Here is a 24,877-nt window from a genome sequence, read left to right on the forward strand (position 1 = left end):
ATGCCGGTGGAGAACACGGCCTCGCCGAAGGTCTCCCCCACAGCGCCGTAGGCGCGGCCCCGGAAGATCCGACCGTCCTCCAGGACGAGAACGGCAGGACTGAGGCTCGTGTGGGTCGTGCGGCTCGGGCGTACGGACGTGGCCATCGTTGCGTTCCTTCCGTCGGGTTCAGGCGGCCATTCGGACGCGGGGGGAAGCGCAAACGTCGGCGAGACGGGTCCGGGGATCGCGGTCGAGCGCGGCCATCACGCGTGCGGCGTCGTCGATCTCCGCCTCGGTGACGTCGTCGACGAACTCTGTGCGGCCGATCCCCGTCAGCAGCGTCAGGTACTGGTGGTTGTCGCGGTGGCGCATGGTGTCGGTCAGGGCCTGCCGCATCACGGCGGGTTCGCCGAACATGGGATGGGACGGTGCCAGGCCGATCCGCCTGACCGTGTTCACGATCCGCTCCAGGTCCCGCAGCCGGAGCCGCCCGCGATGGTGGGCCAGGACCGCGCTGAACACGCAGTCCATCGCCACCGCCTCGCCGTGGCAGAGCTCCGGCCGGGCGGTCATCTCGACGACGGGCGAGAAGGTGTGCCCGTAGTCGACGATCCGCTTCAGATCGGTCTCCCACAGGTTCTTCTGCAGTTCCTCGGCCATCCCCGCTATCGCCCGGTGCATCACCATGCGGCCCGGCTGGAGCGCCCGGGTGTCAGGACCCGAGTCCTGGAGCCGTTCGGCGACCAGCGTGGGGCCGTACTCCTCCAGCAGCTCGAACAACTCCGCGTCCTTGATCAGCGCCATCTTCAGCGCCTCGCCGAGCCCGCTGCGCACCTGCCGGTCGGGCACCGAGGCGATCAGGCTGCGATCGATGAGGGTGAGCGGAGGCGGGGCGAAGGTCCCGAGGCGGTTGCGGCAGCCCTCGTAGTTCACGCCCGTCTTGGCGGACACGCTGCCGTCTATCTGACAGAGCGGGGTGGTGGGTACCCGGACGTACGGGATTCCCCGCCGGTAGAGGCTGGCGGCCATTCCGACCACGTCCTGGACCACGCCGCCGCCGATGGCGATCGGCGGTGTGCCGCGCCGGTTCGTCCCGATGGCGGTGAGGCGGGATGCGATGCGCAGCACCTGTTCGAACGTCTTGTGGGCGTCGCCGCCCGGCACGGTCAGGTAGTCGACGGCGGTTCCGTTCTGCGCGAAGTAGTGGCGGATCCGCTGGCCGTAGATCTCCTCGACCGTCTCGTCCATCACCACGAGGCGGGTGCCTCCGTGATCTGCGTGGTCTCCGCCGTCCCCGCTGTCGTCGGGAAGTCTGCCCAGTTCCGGATTGTCCGGGTCGAACAGGTGTGTGGTCTCGACGATCTCGTAGTCGTAGCGCCTCGTCGCATTCATGGTCCAGCGGTACGGCTCGGTCATGTTCCGCTCCATCCTGTGGGGGAGGGGCCCTCGGGCGGCCACCTCCGTCACGTCTGGACGTGAGTCTGTTGCCGGTGCCGGTCCCGTGTTGTCGACCGAACGGACCAACCGGGGAACTACATCCGCGTTTCACCCCGCCCTTGATGTCCGACGTCCGATGCCGGACGTCCGGCGCCGGACGTCCGGCATCGGACGCCCGACGGCCCGCGCAGCACGGGCGAGGCGCCACGCATGGCCGTCGGGAGCAGCTTGTGCAGTGCCCCTGGTGGCGCGTGGTGGGTACTCCGCCGGCGGCGCGGGCGTCACCGCGTCCGAGCGGGCCCCGACGCGTCGAAGAGGGTCCGCAGTTCCGCGAGCGTCCGGTCCTTCGTCTCCGGCACGTACCGGCGCAGCAGCACCAGGATCACCAGGGTGACCACCGCGAAGAGCAGGAAGGCTCCCGCGAGCCGGCCGGGAGCGGCGGGGGTGCCGACGAGCACCGGGAACAGCAGCGCGATCGCGAGGTTCACCGCCCAGGTTCCCGCGAGCGCCCCGCCCGAGACCCGGGCCCGCAGCTCCGGGGGCAGCACGTCGGCGAACAGCACCCAGCTCAGCGGACCGGCCGAGAAGGCGTAGCAGGCGATGTAGCCGAGCACGGCCGCGACGGTCAGCGCCCCGGCAGCCGCCACGTCCACCAGCTGGAAGCAGGCTGCGGCACCCAAGGCCGCGATCATCCCGGCCAAACCCGCCGACAGCAGCGGCCGCCGTCCGTGGCGCCGGATGAGGCGCAGCGCCACGAAGGACATCACCACGTTCACGATGCCGACGGTCAGACTGGCGGTCCTCGCCCCGGTCCCGCCCGGCAGCCCGGCCGAGGAGAACACGAGGGTCGAGTAGTAGACCACGGCCCCGATCCCGACGATCGGGTTCATCAGCGCCGCCCCGACCGCGATGGCCAGGGGCCGGCGCAGTACGGGGTCGGCCGCACACCGCAGGACGGACCGGTGCGGTGTCCGGCGCGCGCCGGACAGCACGGCGAGCTCGGCGGCCGCCTCCTCGGGGTCGCGCGTGCTGCGCAGGACGGCCAAGGCCTGCGGCGTCCGCCCCCGCGCCACGAGGTCCCCGGGGGCGTCGGGAACCCGTAGGGCCGCCAGGCACAGGGCGACGCAGGGCAAGGCGTTCACGGCGAAGAGCACCCGCCAGCCGCCGTGGCCCATGGGGCCCATGCCCAGGCCGAGCGCGGCCAGCATGGCCACGGCGATCGAGACCTGGTAGGCGGTGACGACGGAGCCGCGGGTGCGCGCCGGGGCCAGGTCCGCCACCAGTACGGGACCGACGGCCGAGGCCACCCCCATGGCCAGGCCGATGAGGAACCGTCCGCCGACGAGCACCGCCGCGCTCGGGGCAGCGGCGCAGAGCACGGCGGACACCGCGCCGAGAGCCCCGGCGAGGCAGAGGATGCGGCGCCTGCCGATGCGTCCGGTGATCACACCCGAGCACAGGCTGCCCACGAGCGCCCCGACCAGCAGGGCACTGACCACGATCCCCTCGTGGAGCGGGGACAGGCCGAACTGCGCGGCGATGTCGGTCAGGCTCTCGTTCATGGTGGAGATCGACACGCCGATCAGCGCGCCCGCGGACACGGCGACCGCGAGCGTACGGCGCTGCGCGCGACGGAGTGCGCGCGGTGGCCGCCCGGTGTCCGGTGCGGTGAGCTTCTCGGCCCGCCGGGCGCGCACGGCCACGGGCCCGTTCACGGGGTGAGCACCAGCTTCACCGCGTCGCCGGACAGGGCGCGCAGCGCCTCGTCGGCCCGTTCCCGGGGGTAGGTGCGGGTGATCAGGCGGTCGAGCGGCAGATCCGGGCGGGAGAGCAGGGCCATCGCCTCGGCGTACGACCGGGGAGGGTTGAAGCTCACGCCGAGCAGCCGCACGTTGCGCTGGCACACGTCGGCGGCCGGATCGACGGGCACCGTCGTTCCGTCCGAGACGATGTTGCCGACCTCGACGACGGTGCCGAGGCGCCGGACCAGCGACATCGCCTCGCTGAACGCGGTGGGGCCGGACGCGGCGTCGACCACGAGGTCCGCGCCGCGTCCGTGGGTCCGGTCGAGGACGATCGCGCGGCGTTCCGCCGGGTCGAGTGTGCCCGTGTCGAGGACCGTGTCGAACCCGAGGTCCCGCGCGGCTGCGAGCCGTGCGGGCCGCGATCCCGTGCCGATGACGGTCCCGATGCCCGCCTGGCGCAGGACGAGCCCGGTCAGCAGGCCGACGGCGCCGAGTCCGAGGACCACGGCGGTGGAGTCGGCGGTCAGGACCTCGTCCCAGGTTCCGGTCGCCGTACGGGCGACGGTGACCGAGCGGACGGCGACGGCGAGGGGGTCGAGCAGGGAGGCGACCGGGTCGCTGACGCCGTCCGGGACCTTCCACAGGTAGGTCCCGGCCCGGACGGCGAGGTGGTCGCCGAAACCGCCGGTGAGTGTGGGCGGCCCGTGCCCGGCGGCGGCGGGGGGCAGGCCGATGGCCTCGGGAGGGATGCCGTAGACGAAGGCGTCCGTGCAGGTCGTCGCCCCGGGGCCGAAGCGCCGGCAGCCCCAGCAGCGGCCGCAGGGGAGCCAGGGGAAGAGCGCCACCCGGTCCCCGGTCCGCAGCGGCCGGCCGTCGGCGTCGGTGCCCGGGTGCCCGGGGCCGAAGGCCAGGATCCGGCCGACGATCTCGTGGCCGAGGACCAGCGGTGCGGTGGGCCGCAGGCCCAGGAAGTGGACGTCGGTGCCGCAGATCCCGTTGGCCGTGACCTCCAGCAGCATCCCGCCCGGCGGCGGGTCCGGCACGGGCAGCCGCGTCAGCTCCAGCCGGCCGCGGTCGACCCACACGTTGGCCCGGGTCGTCTCACCCGCCCGCCCCGATCCGGTCACCGACCCGGTCGCCGACCCGGTCACCGATCCCTTCTGTGATCCGTTCACCGGTCCTCTCGCCGGTCCCTTCACCGAGCCGCTCATACGGGCGGCTCCACGGGCCACAGGGAGGGGAAACCGCGGCCGTCGCGGTGGGCCGCGCCGCCGTCGTCCATCACGATGGGCTGCGGGACGGGACTGACGAATTCCAGACGCACGCCGTGGAGGTCGTCCTTGTCCGTGAACCAGAGCAGCGTCTTGCCGTCCTCGTCCAGGGCGATGCCGTTGCAGCGCATTCCGGCGGCCTCCAGATCCTGCCGCCGCCCCTCCACGTCGGGGTGGTCCATGAATCCCAGGTGGTGGATTCCTTCGCCGTGCGAGGCGGAATGCGTGCCCTGCCCGTGGAATTCCATGAGCTCGATGTAGGGAGGACCTTCCTTGGAGAAGGAGATCCGCGCGTCGTGCGGGTGCGGGTGAGGCGCGCTGTCGTCGGCGTAGGTGTCGGTGCGGTAGCGGCCTATTTCGCTGAATCGGTAGCCGGTGGCCTTCTCCCACTGCACGATCGCGGCTTCGAGATCGGCCACGAGGAATCCGATGTGGTGGATGAGTTCTGGCACGGTGCGTGGTCCTTTCGTACAAGCGGCACGGAGTGCGACGTCGGACGTCGGACGTCGGACGTCGGACCTCCGAGGTCCGGCGTACGGCGGCGTGCGGGCTGCGCGCACCGGGGCGTCTTTCGCCGACGGCGCCGGGATGTGCCAGGACTCTAGGACGGCCGTGATGCCGCCCGTGTCATCCCTTTGGTCCGGGGTGCGGAGGAAAGGGATGCCGGGGGAGGCCGGACTTCGCCCGCCGCGCGGACCTGTCCTCCGGGCTCTCGTCCGCACGGAGGAACCGGCGGTCCGGGGCCGTACCTACGGTGATTGCGCCAGTGGCGCCACGATGCGTTCCGGTGCCCGGATCGACGGCTCCCCGTCGGCCACGTCCACCACGCAAAGAGAGAAATCCATGCTGATCTGTGGAATCAAGATGACCCATGACGGCGGGGTCGCCGTCATCGACGGAAACCGCCTCGCATTCAGCGTCGAGATGGAGAAGATAGGCAATCGGCCGCGCTACAGCCCGCTGGACGACGTGGCGCGCGTGGAGGAGATCCTGACGGCCGAAGGGGTCGACCTCGCGAGCGTCGACCGGTTCGTCATCGACGGCTGGTTCGAGGACCCGGTCACGGGGCGTGCGGAAGTCCCCGTCCGGGACGGTGGCTGCACACTGCGCCTCCCCGTCGCCTCGTACGCCGACGAGATGGTCGCAGGCGGCTTCCGAGGCGAGAACCCGCTCCTGCGCCGCCACCTCACGGACCACAGCTTCTCCCGGGGCGCCGACGGGTACTCCAGCTACCACCACTCCACCGGGCACGTGCTCGGTTCGTACTGCGCCAGCCCGTTCGCCGCCCGGGGGGAGGAAGCCCTCGTCCTGACCTGGGACGGCGGGGCGACCAGCCGCCTCTACCACGTCGCGCCGAACCCGCCGAAGGTCACCCAGGTCGGCGTGGTCCTCCCGTTCTCGGGCCACATGTTCTCGATCCTCTGTTCCGCCCTGGAGCCGTTCCAGATCAAGAACGCCTCCCTGATCGTGGACGACCCGAACGACCCCGATGTACAGCTCGGCATCCTCTCGGTCGCCGGAAAGGCCATGGCCTACGCGGCCCTGGGCACGGTCGACGAAGCCGCGTTCGGCACCTTCGACGACCTCCTCTCGGGCATCACCCCGACGAACGACGCCGTCGCGCTCGTCAAGCAGGTCCTGTACATCAGGGAGCGGCTCGTCGCCGAACGCGCCTCGCTCTTCCCGGGAATGACCAGCGCCGGCATCATCGCGACGCTCCAGTCCTACCTCGGGCAGAAGATCCTCGACGAGGTGTCCGTCCAGGTGCGCAAGCACTACCCCGCCTCCAGGCCCAACCTGGCCCTGGCCGGCGGCTGCGCCCTCAACATCAAGTGGAACAGCAAGCTGCGGGCCTCGGGCCTCTTCGGAGAGGTCTGGGCACCGCCCTTCCCCAACGACTCCGGTGCGGCCATCGGTGCCGCCGCCTGCGCGATGTTCGCCGAGTCCGGCCACACCCGACTCGACTGGGACGTGTACAGCGGCCCGCGCCTGACGACGGCCGGGGCGGCACCGGAGGGCTGGCGCGCCTCCCCCTGCGACGAGGCGCAGCTCGCGGAGCTGCTCGCGACGGAGGGGGAACCGGTCGTGTTCCTGGCCGGGCGGGCGGAGATCGGCCCCCGGGCGCTGGGCGGCCGCAGCCTCCTGGCGCCCGCGACGGACGTGCGTACGAAGGAGCGCCTCAACGAGGTGAAGGGCAGAGCCGGTTACCGCCCGGTCGCGCCGATCTGCCTCACGGAGCGGGCGGCGGAGGTCTTCTCGCCGGGCACCCCCGACCCGTACATGCTCTTCGAGCACCGGGTCCGTCCCGAGTGGGGGGACCGCATCCCGGCCGTCGTGCACCTGGACGGGACCGCCCGCCTCCAGACGGTGGACTCCGATGCCGGAACACCCGTCTCCAAGGTGCTGACCGCCTACGAGCGGCTCACCGGCATCCCGGTGCTGTGCAACACGAGCGCCAACATGAACGGTCGCGGCTTCTTCCCCGACGTGGCCACGGCGGCGGAGTGGGGCCGCCTCAACCACATCTGGTGCGACGGCACCCTTTACACGAAGGCCGACCGGGTGTCCGTCACCGACTGAGCCCCGGCGCCGGGGGCACGGGCGGGCCGCCTGGCCGGCCCGTGCCCCCGCATACCCGTCTCCTCCCCGGCCGGCCTGCGCCGGTCACTTGCAAGGGGGCCGAGTCGGCCATCCGGCCCGGGGGCTTCCGTCACGCGTTCGGGTCGAAGGGGATCCCGGCCGGCTTGGCCTTTGCCAGGTGGGAGGCGAACGAGTCGTCGCGCAGCCCGAAGTGCGCGCTGCCGAAGTCGGCCGAGGCGAGCTTGTCCCGCAGGTTCGCCGGGTAGCCCTCCCAGCCGACGAGCGTGGGGAACTGCCAGGTCCCGCGGTGGTTCTCCGGGGGCTCGTCGTTCGTGTTCGCCGCCCGGAAGCAATGGGTGCCGATACCGTCCTTGTGGTAGACGATCTTCGGGTGGGTGCCGTCCCAGCGGATCCGGTCGCGCGCATGGATCTCGAAGTCGCCGTGCGCCGACGTCGACACGTACTTGGCCTCGCCGCCCTGGCTCCACACCACGACGTGCTCCCAGTCGTGGCGGTGCCCACCGAGGCTGACACCGGCGAGAGCCTGGTCCTTCTCGAAGTAGAGCGCGTACACGACCGCGCACCAGCCGTTGTTGCACTTGGCGCGGGAGTAGCCGTTGGTGTTGGCGAGGTCCGAGGCGTCGCGGCAGCTCCCGTTGAGCGCGCCGGTCGGCTTCAGCCCGCCGTTCAGCTCCCCGTTCGAGCCGATGGCGGGTGTCGGGTAGCAGCCGTCCGTGTCGTAGTCGTAGGCGGGCTGGAACGTCGACTCCAGGGCGGAGGCGTTGCCGGGCAGGCCCGGGGGCGGGGCCGCGAAGGCCGCCTGGGGAACGGCGATGACCAGGGCGAGGGCTGCTGCGACGACAGCCGCCGATCTGCTCAGGCGATGACCCGTTCGCATACGAGGTCTCCTCGGGGGGCGCGGGGGAGGGGCGCACCGGCGGTCTGCCGGTGCGCGCCCGCAGCATCATTGGCCAGCCACGACGAGGCGGCAAGAGGCGGACACCACTGGTTCCGCCGCCTACGCGTGTAACCAACTCACTTTTGCCCGAAGGGAGTTGACCGAGGCGCCGACGGGAGCTGCGCCGCGAGGGCCCTGGCGATGTCGTAGGGCAGCGGGCAGCGGGCAGCGGGCGGCAGCGGGGGCCTTTGGGGTGTGTGCCCTTGCGGTCGACGGGGAACCGGACGGCAGCGACGCCCTCGTCGCATGAGGAAACTCCCGGTACTGGAACCAGTACCGGGAGCCGGAGGTGGCGAGCGCTCTTGTCGCGCTACTCCGCGAGCGTGCCGGCGCGGACGGCACCGAACTCGGCGGCGAGGGCAAGGGCGAGCTCTTGGTCGACGGTCATGTCAGGCCTTTCGTTCGTTTCACGGACGGGGTGTCCGTGCTTGATGTCTCCAGTCCACCAGCCTTGTCCGGGTCGAGGTGTCGTCCGTGCGGACGACCGGGGGGATGACACGCGGCACGGCGCGCCGACCGTGGCTCGTGGCGCCCACATACGGTGTCGCGCGGGGCGTCCGCGTCCGCGACCGCGTCCGCGATGAGCCGGGCCGCCGGGTCGGCGTCGTCACCGGTGCTGGCCCGGCCCACGCCCACGCGCAGGGTGCGGCGGGCGTCGGCGGCGTGGCGGCGTGGTGGTCGAGGTGGCGGGGCCGGTCGTTCATGCGGCCGCCCCCGGCGCCCGGGCAGCCTCCGGCACGGGCTCGGCCGTGCTCAGGAAGGGCAGGTGGGCGCGTACGGTGCGGACGAAGTCGGGGAGGCCCAGGAAGCCGTGTGCGCGGAGCGCCGGCATCAGCTCTGCGGGGCCGGTGACCTGCCAGGCAGCGAGGATTCGGGCGCACTGTGCCCGCGTGCGCTGCTGTTCGGCCGCCGAGTCCGCGGAGTCCGCCGCATCCGCCGGGTCGTCCGGGTCGCTCTCCTCGCCGCAGCGGATCAGGGCTGCCGCCGTCGCGGCGAAGGCGGGGTGGTCGCGCAGTGCGGCGACGGCGGGCGTGGCCCAGTCCAGGCGGGACGTGGTCCGCCACAGCCGTGTCGCCAGCAGGGCGCCGGCCTGCTGCCAGGGCAGTTCGCGCTCGTCCGGCCGCAGCAGCTCCGCGTACGACCGGGCCGCGGCCCGGTCGGCCGGCAGGCCCAGCTCCGCCGAGTGCTCCGACAGCGTGGCCGAGAGGGCGGGCCAGCCGGCCCGGGCCGTCAGCGGCGGCGTGCCGTGCGCGGTGGGGAGCACTGCGAGGATCTCGGCGGCGGCGATGTCGCGCAGGGCGTCCGGGAAGCCGTCCCAGGTCAGTGCCAGCGCCTCCAGGACCTGCTCGCCGGAGACCGGGGTGGTGGCCCCGCTGCGGCATGCCTCCGGCAGCGGGGTGCTGCGCCAGGAGCGCAGGAACACGGTCTCGGCCAGGGGAACCGGCGCCCCGAGGTAGGTGAGGCGGCCGCGCGCCGGAACCTCCGCGGCCGGTGGCTGCTCTTTGGTGAGGGCCAGATGGCGCAGGGCCGTGACGGCGTCGCGCCGCTTGATGCGGGGGCCGCCGCGGGCGTACCCGGTACGGAAGGCGTCCAGCTCGTCCGCGTCGGCTCCCTGTGCGCGGGCGGCGGCCAGGACGGTGGCGCTGTCGCGGGCGGTGAAGGGCATGCGGGCGGCGGTGTCGACGATCAGCGCGGCGCAGTCGCTGCCGATGACGCCGGTGCGCTGGGCGTGGCGGACGGCGTGGCGGAGGTCGACCAGGGCCCAGCTCATGGCGCGGTGGTCGGCCTCGGGGCCGGCGTGCAGCAGGGCGACCTCGTCGTCGCCGGTGATCTCCTGGTCGCGGTAGGCGCGGAAGACGCTGCCGATGCCCACCATGCCGAAGGGCGCGAGTTCGGCGGCGCGCAGGGCGCCCATGCTGGACGCTCCGTAGACCTCGACTCCCGCGTCGATCAGCGCGAGGAGCTCCTTGTGGCGGATGGCACGGGAGTGCAGGAAGAGGCCGTCGATGATCAGGAGCCGGTCGCCGGGCCTCAGGTCCCAGCGCAGGACCTGGTCCGCGGCCACGGGCGGGCGGACCTCGGCGCCGGGCAGGACGAGGCGGATCTCGTCGGGCGTGAGGGTGGGCCCCGCGGTGACGACGGTACGGCGGTCCTCAGGGGTGCGGGTCCTCATGTCAGCTGCCCGCCTTGTGCTCGCACCGGGTGCCGGGTACGACGATCCGGACGACCGGTAGCGGGGAGCCCGCGGGCGTCAGGTCCACGCGCAGGACGCGGTGCCCGGTCCCGGTCAGGCGGCCCAGGAGCTCCTCAAGGTCCGCGTCGAGGTCGCGGCCGGCGGCCTCCGCGGCCGGTGGGGCGTGGTGGCGCGCGATCAGGTCGTCGCTGTCCGGGGCGTCGGGGGCGGCCGGCTCGGCGGCCTCGGGGGCGTACGTGATGAACGGGAGGTCGTCGCGGGCTCCGGCGATGGCGGTGAGCCGGGACTGCACCGCCTCGGTGACGGCCCGGGACAGGGCGACGTCGGCGTCGTGGTGGGTGCCGGAGCCCGAGAACCACGAGGGCACGCTCGGCGACCACAGCCGCGCCTCGAACGTCGGCAGCCCCCAGGGGCCGGTGCGGTCCACGGCCTGCACCACCGCGCCGGCCTCCGCGCAGTGGCGCAGTACGGCGGCCGCCGCGCCGTGGCGGCCGGCGCGCAGCGCTGCGGCGTCCGCCCAGGACCCGCCCGCGGCCAGGGCGAGTGCCAGGTCGTGGCGCTCGACGACCTCCTGGAGGGCGTGCAGGGTGGCCTCGGTGAGGGTGTTGCCGCCGGCGATGCCGTTGCTGGTGACGGCCGCGAAGGTGTCGGGGGCCCACCGGGTCCGGACGCGCAGGTCGGTGCGGACGGCGTCCACCGGGAGCCAGGTCGTGCGGCCGTCGGTGAGGTCCTCGGCCGGGCACCAGGTGAGCGGGGTCCGGGGCGACGGCGTGCGGTCGGCGGAGGGGGCCAGCAGGTACGGGTCATAGGTGAGGGCGTCGGCGAGGTCGGCGACGGACGCGGTGACGGCGTCGGGCCGGGGCTGCTCGGAGACGTAGGACTCGTAGGCCTCCATGGCCGCGGACACCCGGGCGAGGCGGTGGGTGAAGCCCTTGCCCTGGGCGACGGACAGGTTGGCCGCGTTCGGCCGTACGGCCTGCCAGACGGGCAGGCCGATGTCGTCGAGCTTCGTCACGTCGGCCACCCGCGTGATCCCGGCCTGCGGGAAGAGCGGTTCCAGGCGGCGCCAGGTCTCCTCCGCCGCGACGGCCCGGTGGGTACCGAGCCGCTCGACGGTCAGGGTGTGGTGCGGCGCCGGACGTGTGGTGGTGGCGGTCATGGGACGGCCGTCCTTCGGATCGTCGTCGGAGGGGGGCGAACCCGTGGAACGGGCTCGTTTCGACGGTAGGGAAGGAGGGGCGGAGACCGTGTCGTCCGTTCGGTCCGTCCCGGCCAGATTTCCGGGCCCCACGGGGTGCTGCGAGGCCTCGGCGGCGCGGGGGAACGGGGGACCGGGGGGAGCGAGCGGGAGCGGCCGCATACCGCGCACGCCCCTCCCGCCGAGGCGAGGCGAGGCGGTGGCGTGGCCGTGGCGAAGGCGCTGCGCTCCCAGCTGCCGGAATGACCGACGCCAGGTGGCCCGGTGGCCCGGTGGGCGCCCGGCTGCGGACGGCGTCGAGCGATCCTCCCCATGAGGCGGCGCGAGCGGCCCTGGCGGACGCTCCCGGCAGGTCACCCTCCGGGCAGGTGCCGGTCGGTGAACTCGTTGCCGAACGTGCCCCGCGGATCCAGGCGCTTGCGCAGCGCGCAGAAGTCCTCCATGCGGCCGTACGTCGCGGCCAGCGCCCGCGGCGGGGTGGAGAACACCTTGCCCCAGTGGGGGCGCGCGTCCAGCGGGGCCAGCGCCTCCTCGATCCGCGCGACCACCGGGGCGACCGCCCCGGGGTCGCGGACCCAGGTGAAGTGCAGTGCCGTGGCGGGCCGCTGCCACGCGGGGCTGAGCCAGCCCTCGTCGGCCGCGACGGTGCGGATCTCCGAGACCTGCAGGACCGGTGCCATCGTGCCGCGCAGCGCGCGCAGGGCCGTGAGGGCCCGGCCGGTGTCCTCGCGGCGCACGAAGTACTCCGACTGCAGTTCGTTCCCCGTGCTGGGGGTGAACTCGGCGCGGAAGTGCGGCAGGCGCAGGTGCCACGGGCCCGGAATGGCCAGCTGCGGAGTGCAGTTGGCGGCGCAGTGCCCGTCGACGGGGTGCACGGGTTCGTCGGCGAGGATCCCGCCGGTCCAGTCCAGGTCCGGAGCCTCGGTGCCCATGCGGTGCTTGACCCAGATCTGGGTGCGCTCACGCCAGTCGGTGAACACGCTGACGCTGTACGCGCTCCCCGTGATGTCCGTGAAGCCGGCGGCCACCGTCTGCCAGGGGACGTCGGTGTAGACGTACTGCTGGACGTCGTAGGCCGGAACGAGGTCCAGGGTCAGGCTCGTGACGACGCCCAGGGCGCCGAGCGAGACCACGACGCCTGGGAAGTCCGGTGCGGTCCGGTCCAGCGAGAGCAGGTCGCCCTCGGCCGTCACCAGCTCCACGGCCGATACGCCGGCGGCGATGACGGGGTTGTCGTCCCCCGAGCCGTGGGTGGCGGTGGCGCAGGCACCGGCCACCGAGATGTGCGGCAGCGACCCGAGGTTGCGCAGCGCCAGGCCGTGCTCATGGAGGCGGGGACCGAGTTCGGCGAAGGTGGTGCCCGCGCTCACCCGCACCGTGCGCCGCGCCCGGTCCACCTCGACGAGGCGCGGGAGGCGGTCCAGGCGCAGCAACTCCCCGCTGGTGTCCGCACCGGAGTTGAAGGAGTGCCCGGTGCCGAGCACGCCGACGCGGCGGTGGCTGCTCACCAGGGTCTGCACGGCCGATACGGACGTGGGGTGGTGGACCCGGGCGGCGCTGAACGTGATGTTGCCAGCCCAGTTCGTCAGAGGCGTCAGAGGCGTCATGGGCGTCATGGGTGATCCCTTCCTGGTGCGGCGGCCGTGGTCACAGGAGCGCGGCGGTCGAGTCCGTGCCCGGGCTCAGAATTCCTCGTGGTCGTCGGGGTCCATGGCGGTCTGCGTTCCCGCCAACGACGCGAGGGCCCGGTGGTCGTCGCGCGTCAGCCGGAAGTCGAAGACGCCCAGGTTCTCCGCGAGGCGCTGGGGGCGCACCGTCTTGGGGATCGGCACCAGCCCGTGGTCGAGGTGCCAGCGCAGCACGACCTGGCCCGGGGTCCTGCCGTGGCGGTCGGCGACGCGCTCCACCGCGGGTTCCCGCAGGAGGGCCCCGCCGTGGCCGAGCGGCCCCCAGGACTGCAGGGCGATGCCCTTGTCCGCGGCGTACCGCTGCCAGGGCGTCTGCGTCAGGCACGGGTTGATCTGGACCTGGTTGACGGCCGGCACGATGCCGGTCTCCCGCTCCAGACGGTCCAGGTGGGCCGGGGTGAAGTTCGATACTCCGATCGACCTGACGAGCCCCTCGGCGACCAGCCGGGCCATCGCCCGCCACGTCTCCACGAACCGGTCGTGGCGCGGCAGCGGCCAGTGGATGAGGTAGAGGTCCAGGCGGTCCAGGCCCATGCGGCGCAGGCTGGCCTCCAGGGCGCGCAGCGTCGCGTCGTGGCCCTGGTCGCGGCCCCGGACCTTGGAGACGACGAACAGCTCCTCGCGCGGCACGCCCGCGGAACGGACGCCTTCGCCGACGCCGCGTTCGTTCCCGTACGAGGCGGCGGTGTCGATGAGTCGGTAGCCGATCCGGGTGGCCCAGCGGACCACCTGCGCGGCGTCCGCGTCGGGTATCTCGTACGTCCCCAGGCCGATCGCCGGCATCGCGGCGCCGGAGTTCAGGCGCACGGTGGGGGTCTGGCTCACGGTGGTCATGGCGTACCCGCTCCGCGCGTCAGCCGACCCAGCCCGATCCTGCGCGCCGTGCCGATGATCCGGATCAGCTGCACGCGCCGCAGCGTCCCCGCCGCGCAGGACGAGGTACTCCACCGGGGTTCCGTTCTCGGCGAAGCAGCGCCGTACGCGACGGCCTGGTCGTGTGCCATGGGGCGGGCCTTTCCGTGGGGTGCGGTCGTGGGGACGCGCTGCGGCGCCGGGTCCTCCGGGCGCCGGGGGTTCGGGTTCCGGAGAACGCTCCTCACGCTAGGAGCGGACCACCTGCCCGCCTGTCGCACGTTCAGTCCGGTCTCATCGCTCCCGTGTCGTCCGACCGGACGACATGCCCCGGGCCGCACCCGTTGTTCCGCAGGGCGGTACCGGACGTCACCACGGCTGCTCAGGGGCCGGGCGGTTCACGCGGGCCGCAGCCGTGGAAATCGTCCGGGTCGGCTTCACGGGCGGCCTTCATCCGCCCGGTCGTCCGCACGGTCGAAGGCGGGCCGGTGCGCCTGCGGCATCCTCGGAGAAGAGACGGAGAACACGACGTCATCGAGGAAGGGAGCGGACCGTGATCCGCGCCGCGAGTGCAGTGACCTACCGCATCAACCGCATCGCCGACCGTTACGAGGTGCGTACGGCCGAAGGGCGCGTGCTCGCCGAGTACCTCTCCCTCGACTCCGCGGAGTGGGCGGTCCGCCACCATCTCACCCCGGTCTCCACCGAGGCCGTACGGCACTTCGTGCCCGCAGGCGCCCCCACCGCCTGATCCCGCCGGCCGCACCCGGCCCGCCGGCGCCGGCCGGACCCTCGGGCCTCCGCGCAACGGGCCCGGCTGCGTCTTCACGATGCAGCCGGGCCCGCGGCCATGACCTCATGACCTCATCACTTCATGACCTCATGACCTCATGAACCCATAAGGCCCCGCGACAGGTCAGCAGTACTTGAAGGAGCTGATCTTGTCGTTGATCCACGACGGAACGGACGGCCACTTCTCCCGGGGACCGATCCTGAACTGCGCACCGCCGTAGCCGTTGTGCTCGTAGAAGCAGATGCTGTTGCCCGTGTTGTTCACCACCGACGACGTCTCGTCCTGCATCCCCGACCACAGGGATCCGTCCCGCTCCAGCTTGCCCATGTCGCTGATGTTCTGGTTCGACGCGATCGAGCCGAACTTGCCCGACGGGGACCCGCTGATGAAATCACCGTCGGCCCACAGGCAGACGTAGTTGTCGGGGCAGGCTCCCGCACCCGTTCCGAGCCCGAGGATGGTCGCGGCGCTCGCGGACGCCGCCGTCGTCATGACCAACCCGGTGACGGCCGCGGCGCACAGTCCGAGCTTCACGATCTTCCGGCGCATGGTTGTCTCCGTTTGTTTCGAGTGTTTCGAGGAAATCGGTCTGGGGTCGGCAGGTCAGCAGTACTTGAAGGAGCTGATCCTGTCGTTGATCCATGAGGGGAGTGAGGGCCACTGCTCCCAGGGGCCGATCCTGAATTCCGCACCGCCGTAACCGTTGTGCTCGTAGAAACAGACGGCGCTTCCGGTGTTGTTCAGCACGGAAGAGGTGACGTCCTGCATTCCCTTGTCGGCACTGGATTCGCGCTTCAGCTTTCCCATGTCGCCGATGTTCTGATTCGAGCCGAACGAGCCGAACTTGGCCTCGTTGGCGAACGTGCCCTGAATGAAGTTGCCCTCGGACCACAGGCAGACGAAGGCGTTGGGGCATGACCCGGCGCCGTGGCCCATGGAGACGACGCTGGCGGCGCTCGCGGAAGTCGCCGTGGTCATGATCAATCCGGTGACCGCCGCGGCGCACAGTGCGAGCCTGGCCGTCTTCCCCGTCGAAAGCTTCATGTTCCGTTCTCTCTCTTCCGGTTCAGCAGTACTTGAAGGAGCTGATCTTGTCGTTGATCCACGAGGGGACGGAGGCCCACTTCTCCCGGGGGCCGATCCTGAATTCCAGCCCGCCGTATCCGACGTGCTCGTAGAAGCAGATGCTGCTCCCGGTGTTGTTCACGACCGAGGAGGCGCGGTCCGGCATTCCCTTCCAGCGCCAGAGCTTGGACTCCAGGACGAACTTCCCCATGTCGGGAACGTTCGCGTCCGAACCCACGGCCCCGTAGTCGGATCCGTCTCCCGGGTTCCCCCTGATGAAGTCGTTCTCGCTCCACAGGCACACCCAGTTGGCGGGGCACTTGCCGGATCCCGTCTGGATGTCCGTGAGGACGGCGGCATGCGCGGTGGTCGTGCTCGCCGTGACCGCGGCGGTCACGGCGGCGGCGCCGACCGCGAGCCTCTGTGCCGTTCTGCGCAGGTTCATCGTGATCTCCCTTGCTTTCCGCTTCCGGGATGCCGCCTGGTGCGGCGTCACCGGTTGAAGTGGTGACGTCACCATGGCAGGAACACCAGTCACCGGTCAAGCCGGTGACGATCCCTCATGTGGAGAAGCCCTGTGCGGGTCCCTGTGCAGCGAATCGCAGGTATTAAGTCATTCGACTGTCGCCCCCGACCGGTGACGCAGCTCATGCTGGGACGGTCGCCCGGGCGCCAGTGCGTGGGCCGGAGGGCATGCTCGGAGGGAGCAGTGGTGACCCGTACGCCCGTCGTCTTCATCCACGGCGCATGGCTGCGTGCCTCGTCGTGGGAGTCATGGGCGGAACGTTTCGCGAGGCGCGGGTTCCGCACCTTCGCGCCGGGCTGGCCCGGAGAGGGCCCCGACGGGGGCCCACCCGTGGTGCCGGACGTGCTCGGCGGCGTGGGGCTGGACGTGCTGACGGAGCATTACGCCGAGGTCGCCCGCTCGCTCGACGCCTCGCCCGTCCTCGTCGGGCACTCGGTCGGCGCACTGGTGGCGCAGCGACTCGTAGGCGCCGACGTCGGCCGGGCCGCGGTGGCCATCGCCCCGGCCCCGGTGGGCGGCGTCCCCCTGCCGCCCGGCGTGGCCCGGCTGTGGACACCGCCGCCGACGGCCGGACCACTCGTGTCCCTGACGGCCCGCCGGTTCCACCGTGTCCTGGCGAACACCGTCGAAGGCCCCGAATCCGACCGGCTCTTCGCGCGCCACGCGATGCCCGCGCCCCGGCGGCTGCTCGCCGACCTCGCGGCGCCCGCACCCCAGGCCGTCGTCGAGGCCGGCGGGACGGCCCGGGGCCCGCTCCTGCTGGTCTCGGGGCAGGAGGACCGGCTCGTGCCCGACTCCGTGACGCGCGCGGTCTACAAGCGGTACGGCGACTGCACGGCCGTGACCGACCTGAAGCAGTTCGCGGACCGCGGCCACTCCCTGGTCCTCGACGGCGGTTGGCGGAGCGTCGCCGACTACGTCCTGACCTGGCTCGACGAGCACGCCATCCGCGCGCAGTCCACTCGCTGAGGCCGAGGTGCGCGTCCTTGTCCTCCGAACCCCCTCAGCCGCTCTGCCGGCCGGGGAGCCTGCCCAGGGCGTCGCGCAGGGCGGCCCGGGACGTGATGCCCAGCTTGGGGAACACCCGGTAGAGGTGCGAGCTGACCGTGCGCGGGGACAGGTGCATCCGTGCGCCGATCTCCTTGTTGGTCAGACCGCCGGCCGCGAGCTCCGCGATCCGGCGCTCCTGCCAGGTCAGGGTGGGCAGTGGGGCCGCGCTCGCGGCTGCCGCGGCCGCCGCGGACGGCCCGGCCGCGCGAAGCTCGGCCCTGGCGCGCTCGGTCCAGGCGGGGGCGCCCAGCTGTTCGAACGCCTCCGCGGCAGCCGTCAGGGACGGCAGGGCCGCCTTCCAGCCCTGAGTGTGCCGCAGGCGGACACCGTGGGCGAGGCGGATGCGGGCCAGTTCGAAGGGGAAGCGGTCGGCGTCCGGATGTCCTGTCGCGCGTGTGTACAGGGCGTCCGCCTGGGCGGCGTCCGGGGCGGTCATGGCCAGGGCGCCGTACGTCAGCAGGGCCAGCCGGGGGGAGAGCTCAGCGAGGCCGGCCTCCTCCGCGGCGAGGGCGTGTCGGCGTGCCTCCTCCGCGCGGCCGGTTCGCAGGGCCGCCTCGACGAGATCGAGCAGGGTGCGCGAGGCCTGATGGACGCAGGGTGCGAAGGTCCCGGGCAGTGTGATGCCGATGGCGTGCAGGTAGGCGGCCTCGTGGTCGCCCTCCCCGAGCGCGGCGGCGGTACCGATCGCGTCGGCGATCTGCGTGAGGAACCCGACCCCGCGCGGACGCGCCCAGGCGTCCACCGTGGCCTGCAGCCCGCGGGCCCGGTCGGCCTCCCCGCGCAGGGCGGCCAGCAGCCCCAGGTAGGCGTGCGTCTGATGGGTGAACAGGTCGTACCCGTGCGAGGTCGTCAGCTCCAGGCAGCGGTGCCCGGTCAGCCGGGCCTCCTGCCACTCGCCGGCCGCGATCTGGTCGAGCATGATCAGGTGCAGCATGGTCATGCCGGTCGCCGCGGCACCCGTCTCCACCTCGCGGTCCACGGCCCGCTGCAGGTGGGGCCGGAACCGGCTGAGCGTGTCCACGTGGTAGGCGGCGACGGACAGCCGGGTGAGGTCCCAGGGTTCGAGGTCGCGCAATCCGGTGAAGGCCCGCTCCAGCCGCTCGCGCGCGCCACCGCCGCGACGTACCACGTCGCTCCACGTGTCCTCGTAGAGGAGGGAGTTCTGCGGAACCAGCCCGTCCAGGGAGCGGAGCAGCCCGTGGGTGCGCCGCCACAGGACTTCGTCCCCGGCGTACTGGCTGATGGCCAGCAGCAGGTTCACCAGGCGGGCGGGCGTCCCGTCCCACTCGGGGGCTCCTGCCTCCGCCCCGTTCCCGCGCAGCTCCTCGATGGCCGCCAGGACCTGGCGGTGCGAGGAGCGCACGTCCCCGTCCTCGTACAGCGCCGTGTAGGCCGACGTGACCACGGAGGCCGGGGACTCGGGCGTGCCGGACGGGGTGCCCGTACGGACCAGCTTGCGGGCGTGGTCGAGGAGCCCGGCGTGCCCCGCGACGAACGCCGCGTCGCCCAGCAGCCTGGACCGCTCCTGCGGGGTCTCGCTCAGTTCGGCGGCCCGGGACAGCCAGGTCACGGCGGTCACCGCGCCGCCCCGCCGGGTCGCGGACTCCGCCGCCGCCTCCAGCGCCGCCGAGGCCCTCGCGTCGGGGTCGACGGTCGCCGCCGCCAGATGCGTGGCGTGCCGTTCCACGTCGTCGAGGTGGACCCGGGCGAGGTCCGCGTGGGCCGCGCGCCGCTCGTTGGGGGTCGCCATCTGGACGACCGTGGACCGCACGAGGGGGTGCCGGAAGACGAAGTCGCCGCTGACCGGGTCGTCGTCCAGCAAGCCGCAGGCCGCGGCCTCGTCGACGTCCCGCATGCGGTAGCGCGAGCCCTGCGGGAGCGCGGTCGCCGTACCGGCTCCCACACCGTCCAGGGCGCCGCGCAGCAGCTCCGCCCGTACGGCGTCACCGAGCGAGGCGATGCGCGTACCGTAGACGTGCTGGAGGCGCAGCGGCAGCTGGACGCCCGTGTACCCGAACAGCTCCTGCGGGGTGCGTCCCGCGCGGCCGGCCCGCACGTGGGGCGGAAGCTCCAGCAGGGCCAGCGGATTGCCCCGGGCCTCGTCCAGGACGAGCCGGCGGATCCGCGGGGCGAGACCGGGATGACGCAGGTCCAGCAGCTCCTCGGACGCCCGGGCCGACAGCGCGGTCACCGCGAGCTCGGGCAGCGCGGCGGAATCGAAGGCGGACCGCACGTCCGAGCGCAGCCCGACCATGAGCTTCGTCGCACTGCCCGTGAGGCGGCGCCCCACGAATCCGCACACTTCCGTGCTCGCGGCGTCCAGCCACTGACCGTCGTCGAGGAGCAGCAGAACGGGCTGCTGCGAGGCCACGAGCGAGAGCAGGTCGAGAACCGCGATGCCGAGCGTCATGACCGAGGGCGGAGTGCCTTCGCTCTTGCCGAAGACGACGTCGAAGGCCTTGCGGTGAACCTCGTCCAGCCGGTCGAGGAAGGGGAGGAGCGGATACAGGAACTGGTGCAGACCGGCGAACGGCAGCTGCGACTCGGCCTCGACACCCGCCGCCCTGATCACCCGGTGCCGCTGCGACGCCAGGTCCGCGACGTGGTCGAGCAGCGCGCTCTTGCCCACCCCCGACTCCCCGCGCAGGACGAGCGCCTGCCCCTCGGGGGCTGCCGCGAACGCGGACAGGTGCTCCCGCTCGCCGTCGCGACCGATTATCGACCGAGCGCTCAACTCCACCGTTCCTCTGCTCCGTTCACCGCCGCCGCGGCGACCTCGGCCGGACTTCGTGATCAAGAGATTAGATGTCCGTCCGGGGTGCCGTCACACGGAGGCCGCGCGGTCGGCGTCCTCACGGTCCACGTGCGCGTACGCCGTTGTGTCGGCGGCGGGGCGGCGGGGGATGGCGCATCACCGTTTTGGTCGGTGACGGAGTGGGTGAAGTCGTGGTGCCGCCGGCAGCCGGCCCTGGGCCGGTCGCTGTGCACGCGTGAGGAAGGGCTTCGTGCTCGGCGGGCGGACGTTCGCTGCAGGGCATCGGGCCACTCGGGGCCGGGCCGGTGGGGGCCGGACGGCTTCCGGGCGTGCGTCGCCCCGGTCAGGGTCCGGCCGGTTCCGGTCAGTGTCCGGCCGGGACCGGCGCCGCCTTCTTGCGGGCGCGGTAGGCCGCTGCCTTGATCTTGTTGCCGCAGGAATCCATGCCGCACCACTGCCGCCGCATCCCGCGGGAGCGGTCGACGTAGACGCGGGTGCACTCCGGGTTCCCGCACTCCTTGAGGAGGGGGGCGTCGGGCCCGCTGAGCAGTTCGACGGTCTGCCGGGCGACGGTCGCCAGGGCCTGCGCGGGCGTCGCGTCGGTGTGCCGGCCCGCCGCGGTGAGCTGGGGGGTCGCCGGGACCTGTCGGGCGGCGGCGTTGAGTACGCCGAGCGCCTGCCGGTCGAAGTCCTCGCCCAGACGCCGGTTGGTGACGAGGGCGTACACGGCCTCGCGCAGCGAGATCGCCTCCCGGACGTCGCCGTCCGTGCCGGGGGTGACCGTGTCCACGAGTCCGGACTCCAGGTACCAGGCGTTGAGCCGGTCGGGAGTCACGAACATCTCGAACCGGGTCGAACGCCGGGCGCGCAGCGTCGCCGCGAAGTCGAGCACCGGGTGCCCGCACACGAAGACATGGTCAAGGTTCACATCACCATCCTGACAGGTGACTGTGGCGGCGTGCAAGGCTGGTCACGGTACGTGCGGGTGCGGGTGCGGGTGCGGAGGCGGCCGGGGCGGGGCGACCGGGGCGGGGGTCCGGACGCGGGTCCCCGCCCCGGGACGGCTCACGCGGCCGACGCTCCCGAGTCCTCCAGCTTCCCGTCGGCCAGCCGCAGCCGGCGGTTCACCCCGATCCCGTCGAGGAACCGCTCGTCATGGCTGACCACCACGAACGCGCCCCGGTAGGAATCGAGCGCGCTCTCCAGCTGGGCCACGCTCACCAGGTCGAGGTTGTTGGTGGGTTCGTCGAGCAGCAGGAGTTGTGGAGCCGGTTCGGCGCACAGGACGCAGGCCAGGGTGGCGCGCAGCCGCTCACCGCCGGAGAGCACGCCGACGGGCAGATGGGCCCGGGACCCGCGGAACAGGAAGCGAGCCAGCAGGTTCATCCGCTCCGCCTCGGGCCGCTCGGGCGCGAACGCGGCGAAGTTCTCCGCCACGGTGCGTTCCAGGTCGAGCAGGTCCAAGCGCTGTGAGAGATGGGCGACGGGGACGTCGCCCCGCTTGATCTCGCCGGTGTCCGGCACGAGTGCGCCGGTGATCAGGCGCATCAGAGTGCTCTTGCCCGCACCGTTGGGTCCGGTCAGGGCGATGCGCTCGGGTCCGCGCACGGACAGGTCGACACCGCCCTCGGCGAACACGTCCCGGCCGTCGTGGCGGACCTGCATCCCCGTACCGAGGAAGAGGTGGCGTCCGGAGGGCACCCGGGTGTCGGGCAGGTCCAGGACGATGCGCTGCTCCTCGCGCAGCGCACGTCCTGCCTCGTCGAGGCGGGCCTTGGCCTCGCCGGCCCGGGCGGAGTGCAGCCGGCCGGCGCGGCCCGCGGACTCCTGGGCGCCGCGCTTCATGTTCCCGGCGAAGATCCGCGGCAGCCCGGCGTTCCCGAGGTTGCGGGCGGCGTTGCTCGCGCGTCGTTCGGCGCGTTCGCGGGCCTGCTGCATCTCGCGCTTCTCCCGCTTGAGCTCCTGCTCGGCGTTGCGGACGTTCTTCTCGGCGACCTCCTGCTCGGCGCGTACGGCCTCCTCGTACGCGGTGAACGTGCCGCCGTACAGCCGCAGCCGGGAGCCGCCGAGCTCGGCGATGCCGTCCATGCGGTCGAGCAGGGCCCGGTCGTGGGCTACGACGAGCAGGAGGCCGGGGAAGTCCGCCAGTACGTCGTACAGCAGGTTCCGGGCGTCCCGGTCGAGGTTGTTGGTCGGCTCGTCGAGCAGGAGCACGTCGGGGCGCTTGAGCAGTTGCGCGGCGAGGCCGAGCTGGACGATCTGGCCGCCGCTGAGCGTGCCGAGGCGGCGGTCGAGGGAGAGGCCGGCCACGCCCACGCGCTCCAGCTGGGCGCGGGTGCGCTCCTCGATGTCCCAGTCGTCGCCGATGGTGGTGAAGTGCTCCTCCCTCACGTCACCGGACTCGACGGCGTCCAGGGCGCGGATCACCCCGGCGACACCGAGTACGTCGGCGACGGTGAGGTTCCCGGTCAGGGGGAGGGACTGCGGAAGGTGGCCGAGCGTCCCGCTGACGGACACCGAACCGGTGGCGGGCCGCAGTTCTCCCGCGATCAGCTTGAGGAGGGTGCTCTTGCCGGACCCGTTGGGCGCGACGAGGCCCGTGCGGCCGGTGGTCAGGGTGAAGGACAGGTCCTGGAAGACGGGGGTGTCGTCGGGCCAGGAGAAGGACAGGCCGGAGCAGACGACGGTGGCGTCGGACATGGATGTGACCTCGAAAGGGCTGGGGGCGCAGACAGCTCCGCCCCGGGCAGACGTGCGGGAAAGGGGTACGACGACGAGGCCACTCCGGCGGCGCTTCTTCAGCACGCCCGGCGGCCGTCAGATCCGGATCTCACCCGGAGATGTCGTCTTCACCCACCACGTCTGCGACTCCTCGCTCCAAGATCAATGTCCCGGTCAGGCTAACAGCCCGTCTCCCCGCCGTCGCGGAGTTTTCGCGACGGCCGTCAGCCGTCGGCCGTCACACCCGCGGCCGACGGAGCCGGGGACGGGGATCCGGTGCCGTGCCGGGGATCCGGTGCCGGACGTGCCGGGGGCAGGTCAGGGGGACCCCGCGTCCGGCCCGTCGAGGAGTTCCATGAGGAAACCGTCCCAGTTCAGCCCACCCCACTCCGCCTCGGCCGGAACCAAGCGGTAGGTGGCTTCCAGCCACGCCGCCAACCGCCGAGTCGGCACCTCGAACAGGGCCTCCACCTCGGAAGCCTCCAGGAGCAGCCAGGACGACGGCCGTTCACGGGGCAACGCGGGCCACATCCGCACCTCACCGCACCCGCTCATCGCGGTGAGCCCACCGTGCAGCAGCTCCCGGCCGATCCGCCGTACGATCCGGCGCCCGCGGTCCGTCGTGAACTCGACCGTGATGACCGACGGCAAGGACGAGTCGAACCGGAAGGTGGCCCGCATCGGCAGCCGGGTGAACTCGTCGAGCATCCGGTCCACGTCCAGGCGCAGCGGCGGCACGGGCTCGGCCTGTGAACGCACCGGCGCGTGCGGCTGATCAGCATGCATGACGAGAGTTCCCCTCCGTAGGACGAAGCCTGCACCGAGAACTCTCCGCCGGGTGCCGGAGCCGCGCATCGGTCACTTGACGGTGGAAGAAGGGCCGAGTCGGCCGCAGTTGTCCCCGCACCCGTGACGGCCGAGCCGCCTCAGCCCCGGTCCGAAGCGAGCATTCCCGCCTGCGGACCACCGCCCCGGCGGCGTGACGTAAGTGATGCAGGCACGATCCCGGCCACGGCCGGTACCGCACCGGATGTCCTTGCCGCTCGCACGCCAGGGGCGCGGCGCGGTGGAAGAATGGCGCCGGTGACGACGCGAACGACTGACATCGAGACGGCGGCGGACGTGCTGCGCGCCGGTGGCCTGGTGGCGCTGCCGACCGAGACCGTCTACGGGCTCGGCGCGAACGCCGAGGACTCCGCAGCGGTGGCGCGCATCTTCGAGGTCAAGGGACGCCCCTCCACCCACCCGCTGATCGTCCACATCGGCGGCGCCGGGCAACTGGACGACTGGGTCGCCGAAGTACCGCCCGCCGCGCGGCTCCTGGCCGAGCGGCTGTGGCCGGGACCGCTGACGCTGGTGCTGCGGCGGGGCTCCCGGGTCCCACTGGAAGCGACCGGCGGGCTGGAGACGGTTGCCGTGCGCGTGCCCGACCATCCCCTGGCGCTCGCATTGCTGTCGGCTTTCGGCGGCGGCGTGACGGCCCCCTCCGCCAACCGCTTCGGATCGGTGAGCCCGACCACCGCGGACCACGTCCGGGCGGAGCTCGGGGACGCCGTCGACTTCGTGCTGGACGGCGGTCCCTGCCAGGTCGGCGTCGAGTCGACGATCGTGGACGTCACAGGCGAAGCCCCGTGCATCCTGCGGCCCGGCGGTGTGACGCGGGAGGACCTGGAAGCGGTACTGGGCCGCCCGCTCGCGGTTCCCGCGAGCAGCCCTGTACGGGTGCCGGGCCAGCACCCCTCGCACTACGCACCGCGTGCCCGGGTCGTCCTGGTGGCGCCCGAAAGGACCGCCGCCGAGGCGGAGCTCGCACAAGGGCTCGGGCACCGGGTGGGCGTCCTGCTTCCCCCCGCCCTCGCCGGTTTCCCGGTGAAGGCGCACGCCGTGGTCGAGGTCCCCGCTTCGCCGAGCGCCTACGCGCGGGCGCTGTACGGCTACCTGCGCGAGCTCGACCGGCGGGAGTGCGACCTCATCGTCGCTTCCCTGCCGGCGGAGGAAGGGCTGGGACTGGCGATCGCCAACCGGCTCCGCCGCGCCGCGGGACCCCGTACCTCCTGAGCGG

General features: G+C 72.6%; 20 protein-coding genes and 1 pseudogene. 4 read left to right on the forward strand and 17 right to left on the reverse strand.

Going from position 1 to position 24,877, the window contains the following annotated elements; genetic code table 11:
• The 5 genes and pseudogenes from ACFYXV_RS28170 to ACFYXV_RS28190 all read right to left on the reverse strand — a co-directional run.
• Positions 1-146: pseudogene (locus ACFYXV_RS28170) on the reverse strand (carbamoyl phosphate synthase small subunit); the annotation flags it as partial.
• Positions 147-168: 22 nt separating this feature from the next.
• A complete protein-coding gene (locus tag ACFYXV_RS28175) occupies positions 169-1,398 on the reverse strand; it encodes a sedoheptulose 7-phosphate cyclase (RefSeq protein WP_385474351.1) in 1,230 nt (409 codons plus the stop codon).
• Positions 1,399-1,700: 302 nt separating this feature from the next.
• A complete protein-coding gene (locus ACFYXV_RS28180; protein WP_385474349.1) occupies positions 1,701-3,134 on the reverse strand; it encodes an MFS transporter in 1,434 nt (477 codons plus the stop codon).
• Positions 3,131-4,339 (reverse strand): zinc-binding dehydrogenase, encoded by a 1,209-nt coding sequence (locus ACFYXV_RS28185; RefSeq protein ID WP_389384335.1) that lies wholly within the window; start codon positions 4,337-4,339, stop codon positions 3,131-3,133. The genes ACFYXV_RS28180 and ACFYXV_RS28185 overlap by 4 nt, the downstream gene beginning before the upstream one ends.
• A 32-nt stretch (positions 4,340-4,371) precedes the next feature.
• Positions 4,372-4,887 carry a VOC family protein gene (locus ACFYXV_RS28190; RefSeq protein ID WP_385474345.1) on the reverse strand — a complete coding sequence of 172 codons (516 nt, stop codon included), beginning with the start codon at positions 4,885-4,887 and terminating at the stop codon, positions 4,372-4,374.
• Between the two features lie 391 nt (positions 4,888-5,278).
• Between ACFYXV_RS28190 and ACFYXV_RS28195 the strand changes: the two genes are divergently transcribed.
• The gene (locus tag ACFYXV_RS28195) at positions 5,279-7,015 is read left to right on the forward strand and encodes a carbamoyltransferase N-terminal domain-containing protein (protein WP_389384336.1); all 1,737 of its coding nucleotides are present in this window, start codon (positions 5,279-5,281) and stop codon (positions 7,013-7,015) included.
• A 130-nt stretch (positions 7,016-7,145) separates the two neighbouring features.
• Here the strand turns inward: ACFYXV_RS28195 and ACFYXV_RS28200 are convergent, their stop codons facing one another.
• From ACFYXV_RS28200 to ACFYXV_RS28220, 5 genes are all read right to left on the reverse strand, one after another.
• Positions 7,146-7,913, reverse strand: coding sequence for an NPP1 family protein (locus ACFYXV_RS28200; protein WP_385474341.1), 768 nt, complete (start codon positions 7,911-7,913; stop codon positions 7,146-7,148).
• 760 nt (positions 7,914-8,673) lie between these two features.
• Positions 8,674-10,146 carry a TfuA-like protein gene (locus ACFYXV_RS28205; RefSeq protein WP_389384337.1) on the reverse strand — a complete coding sequence of 491 codons (1,473 nt, stop codon included), beginning with the start codon at positions 10,144-10,146 and terminating at the stop codon, positions 8,674-8,676.
• A 1-nt stretch (position 10,147) separates the two neighbouring features.
• Positions 10,148-11,326, reverse strand: coding sequence for a YcaO-like family protein (locus tag ACFYXV_RS28210; protein ID WP_389384338.1), 1,179 nt, complete (start codon positions 11,324-11,326; stop codon positions 10,148-10,150).
• 392 nt (positions 11,327-11,718) lie between these two features.
• Positions 11,719-12,981: an FAD-binding protein gene (locus ACFYXV_RS28215; RefSeq protein WP_389384339.1), complete on the reverse strand. Its 1,263-nt coding sequence runs from the start codon at positions 12,979-12,981 to the stop codon at positions 11,719-11,721.
• Between the two features lie 66 nt (positions 12,982-13,047).
• Positions 13,048-13,887, reverse strand: a complete 840-nt coding sequence (locus ACFYXV_RS28220) for an aldo/keto reductase (protein WP_385474333.1) — start codon at positions 13,885-13,887, stop codon at positions 13,048-13,050.
• Positions 13,888-14,458: 571 nt separating this feature from the next.
• Here ACFYXV_RS28220 and ACFYXV_RS28225 point away from each other — a divergent pair.
• Positions 14,459-14,656: a hypothetical protein gene (locus ACFYXV_RS28225; protein WP_383350039.1), complete on the forward strand. Its 198-nt coding sequence runs from the start codon at positions 14,459-14,461 to the stop codon at positions 14,654-14,656.
• Positions 14,657-14,821: 165 nt separating this feature from the next.
• On the opposite strand, the gene ACFYXV_RS28230 is transcribed toward ACFYXV_RS28225, so the two are convergent.
• From ACFYXV_RS28230 to ACFYXV_RS28240, 3 genes are read right to left on the reverse strand one after another with little or no spacing between them, the layout of a single operon-like run.
• Positions 14,822-15,247, reverse strand: coding sequence for a peptidase inhibitor family I36 protein (locus ACFYXV_RS28230; protein ID WP_385474331.1), 426 nt, complete (start codon positions 15,245-15,247; stop codon positions 14,822-14,824).
• A gap of 54 nt (positions 15,248-15,301) precedes the next feature.
• Positions 15,302-15,742, reverse strand: a complete 441-nt coding sequence (locus ACFYXV_RS28235; protein WP_385474329.1) for a peptidase inhibitor family I36 protein — start codon at positions 15,740-15,742, stop codon at positions 15,302-15,304.
• A gap of 22 nt (positions 15,743-15,764) precedes the next feature.
• Entirely contained in the window at positions 15,765-16,208 is a 444-nt protein-coding gene (locus ACFYXV_RS28240) for a peptidase inhibitor family I36 protein (RefSeq protein ID WP_389384340.1), read from the reverse strand.
• A gap of 267 nt (positions 16,209-16,475) precedes the next feature.
• On the opposite strand from ACFYXV_RS28240, the gene ACFYXV_RS28245 reads away from it, so the two are divergent.
• Positions 16,476-17,258, forward strand: a complete 783-nt coding sequence (locus ACFYXV_RS28245) for an alpha/beta hydrolase (protein ID WP_389384341.1) — start codon at positions 16,476-16,478, stop codon at positions 17,256-17,258.
• Positions 17,259-17,292: 34 nt separating this feature from the next.
• Here the strand turns inward: ACFYXV_RS28245 and ACFYXV_RS28250 are convergent, their stop codons facing one another.
• From ACFYXV_RS28250 to ACFYXV_RS28265, 4 genes are all read right to left on the reverse strand, one after another.
• Positions 17,293-20,073, reverse strand: a complete 2,781-nt coding sequence (locus ACFYXV_RS28250) for an AAA family ATPase (RefSeq protein WP_389384342.1) — start codon at positions 20,071-20,073, stop codon at positions 17,293-17,295.
• A 385-nt stretch (positions 20,074-20,458) separates the two neighbouring features.
• Positions 20,459-21,022, reverse strand: a complete 564-nt coding sequence (locus tag ACFYXV_RS28255; protein ID WP_383350051.1) for a CGNR zinc finger domain-containing protein — start codon at positions 21,020-21,022, stop codon at positions 20,459-20,461.
• 137 nt (positions 21,023-21,159) lie between these two features.
• The gene (locus tag ACFYXV_RS28260) at positions 21,160-22,794 is read right to left on the reverse strand and encodes an ABC-F family ATP-binding cassette domain-containing protein (protein WP_389384343.1); all 1,635 of its coding nucleotides are present in this window, start codon (positions 22,792-22,794) and stop codon (positions 21,160-21,162) included.
• Positions 22,795-23,133: 339 nt separating this feature from the next.
• Complete coding sequence (locus ACFYXV_RS28265) at positions 23,134-23,601, reverse strand: SsgA family sporulation/cell division regulator (protein ID WP_389384344.1); 468 nt, start codon at positions 23,599-23,601, stop codon at positions 23,134-23,136.
• Positions 23,602-23,889: 288 nt separating this feature from the next.
• Between ACFYXV_RS28265 and ACFYXV_RS28270 the strand changes: the two genes are divergently transcribed.
• Complete coding sequence (locus ACFYXV_RS28270; protein WP_385474318.1) at positions 23,890-24,873, forward strand: L-threonylcarbamoyladenylate synthase; 984 nt, start codon at positions 23,890-23,892, stop codon at positions 24,871-24,873.
• Positions 24,874-24,877: the final 4 nt, after the last annotated feature.

It is taken from the genome of Streptomyces sp. NPDC002181 (assembly GCF_042890485.1).
GTDB lineage: Bacteria > Actinomycetota > Actinomycetes > Streptomycetales > Streptomycetaceae > Streptomyces.

Coding starts and splice junctions, on each gene's coding strand:
- ACFYXV_RS28175 (WP_385474351.1), bottom strand. CDS start 1,398: ATGACCGAGCCGTACCGCTGGACCATGAATGCGACGAGGCGCTACGAC.
- ACFYXV_RS28195 (WP_389384336.1), top strand. CDS start 5,279: ATGCTGATCTGTGGAATCAAGATGACCCATGACGGCGGGGTCGCCGTC.
- ACFYXV_RS28200 (WP_385474341.1), bottom strand. CDS start 7,913: ATGCGAACGGGTCATCGCCTGAGCAGATCGGCGGCTGTCGTCGCAGCA.
- ACFYXV_RS28205 (WP_389384337.1), bottom strand. CDS start 10,146: ATGAGGACCCGCACCCCTGAGGACCGCCGTACCGTCGTCACCGCGGGG.
- ACFYXV_RS28210 (WP_389384338.1), bottom strand. CDS start 11,326: ATGACCGCCACCACCACACGTCCGGCGCCGCACCACACCCTGACCGTC.
- ACFYXV_RS28215 (WP_389384339.1), bottom strand. CDS start 12,981: ATGACGCCCATGACGCCTCTGACGCCTCTGACGAACTGGGCTGGCAAC.
- ACFYXV_RS28220 (WP_385474333.1), bottom strand. CDS start 13,887: ATGACCACCGTGAGCCAGACCCCCACCGTGCGCCTGAACTCCGGCGCC.
- ACFYXV_RS28230 (WP_385474331.1), bottom strand. CDS start 15,247: ATGCGCCGGAAGATCGTGAAGCTCGGACTGTGCGCCGCGGCCGTCACC.
- ACFYXV_RS28235 (WP_385474329.1), bottom strand. CDS start 15,742: ATGAAGCTTTCGACGGGGAAGACGGCCAGGCTCGCACTGTGCGCCGCG.
- ACFYXV_RS28240 (WP_389384340.1), bottom strand. CDS start 16,208: ATGAACCTGCGCAGAACGGCACAGAGGCTCGCGGTCGGCGCCGCCGCC.
- ACFYXV_RS28260 (WP_389384343.1), bottom strand. CDS start 22,794: ATGTCCGACGCCACCGTCGTCTGCTCCGGCCTGTCCTTCTCCTGGCCC.
- ACFYXV_RS28265 (WP_389384344.1), bottom strand. CDS start 23,601: ATGCATGCTGATCAGCCGCACGCGCCGGTGCGTTCACAGGCCGAGCCC.
- ACFYXV_RS28270 (WP_385474318.1), top strand. CDS start 23,890: ATGGCGCCGGTGACGACGCGAACGACTGACATCGAGACGGCGGCGGAC.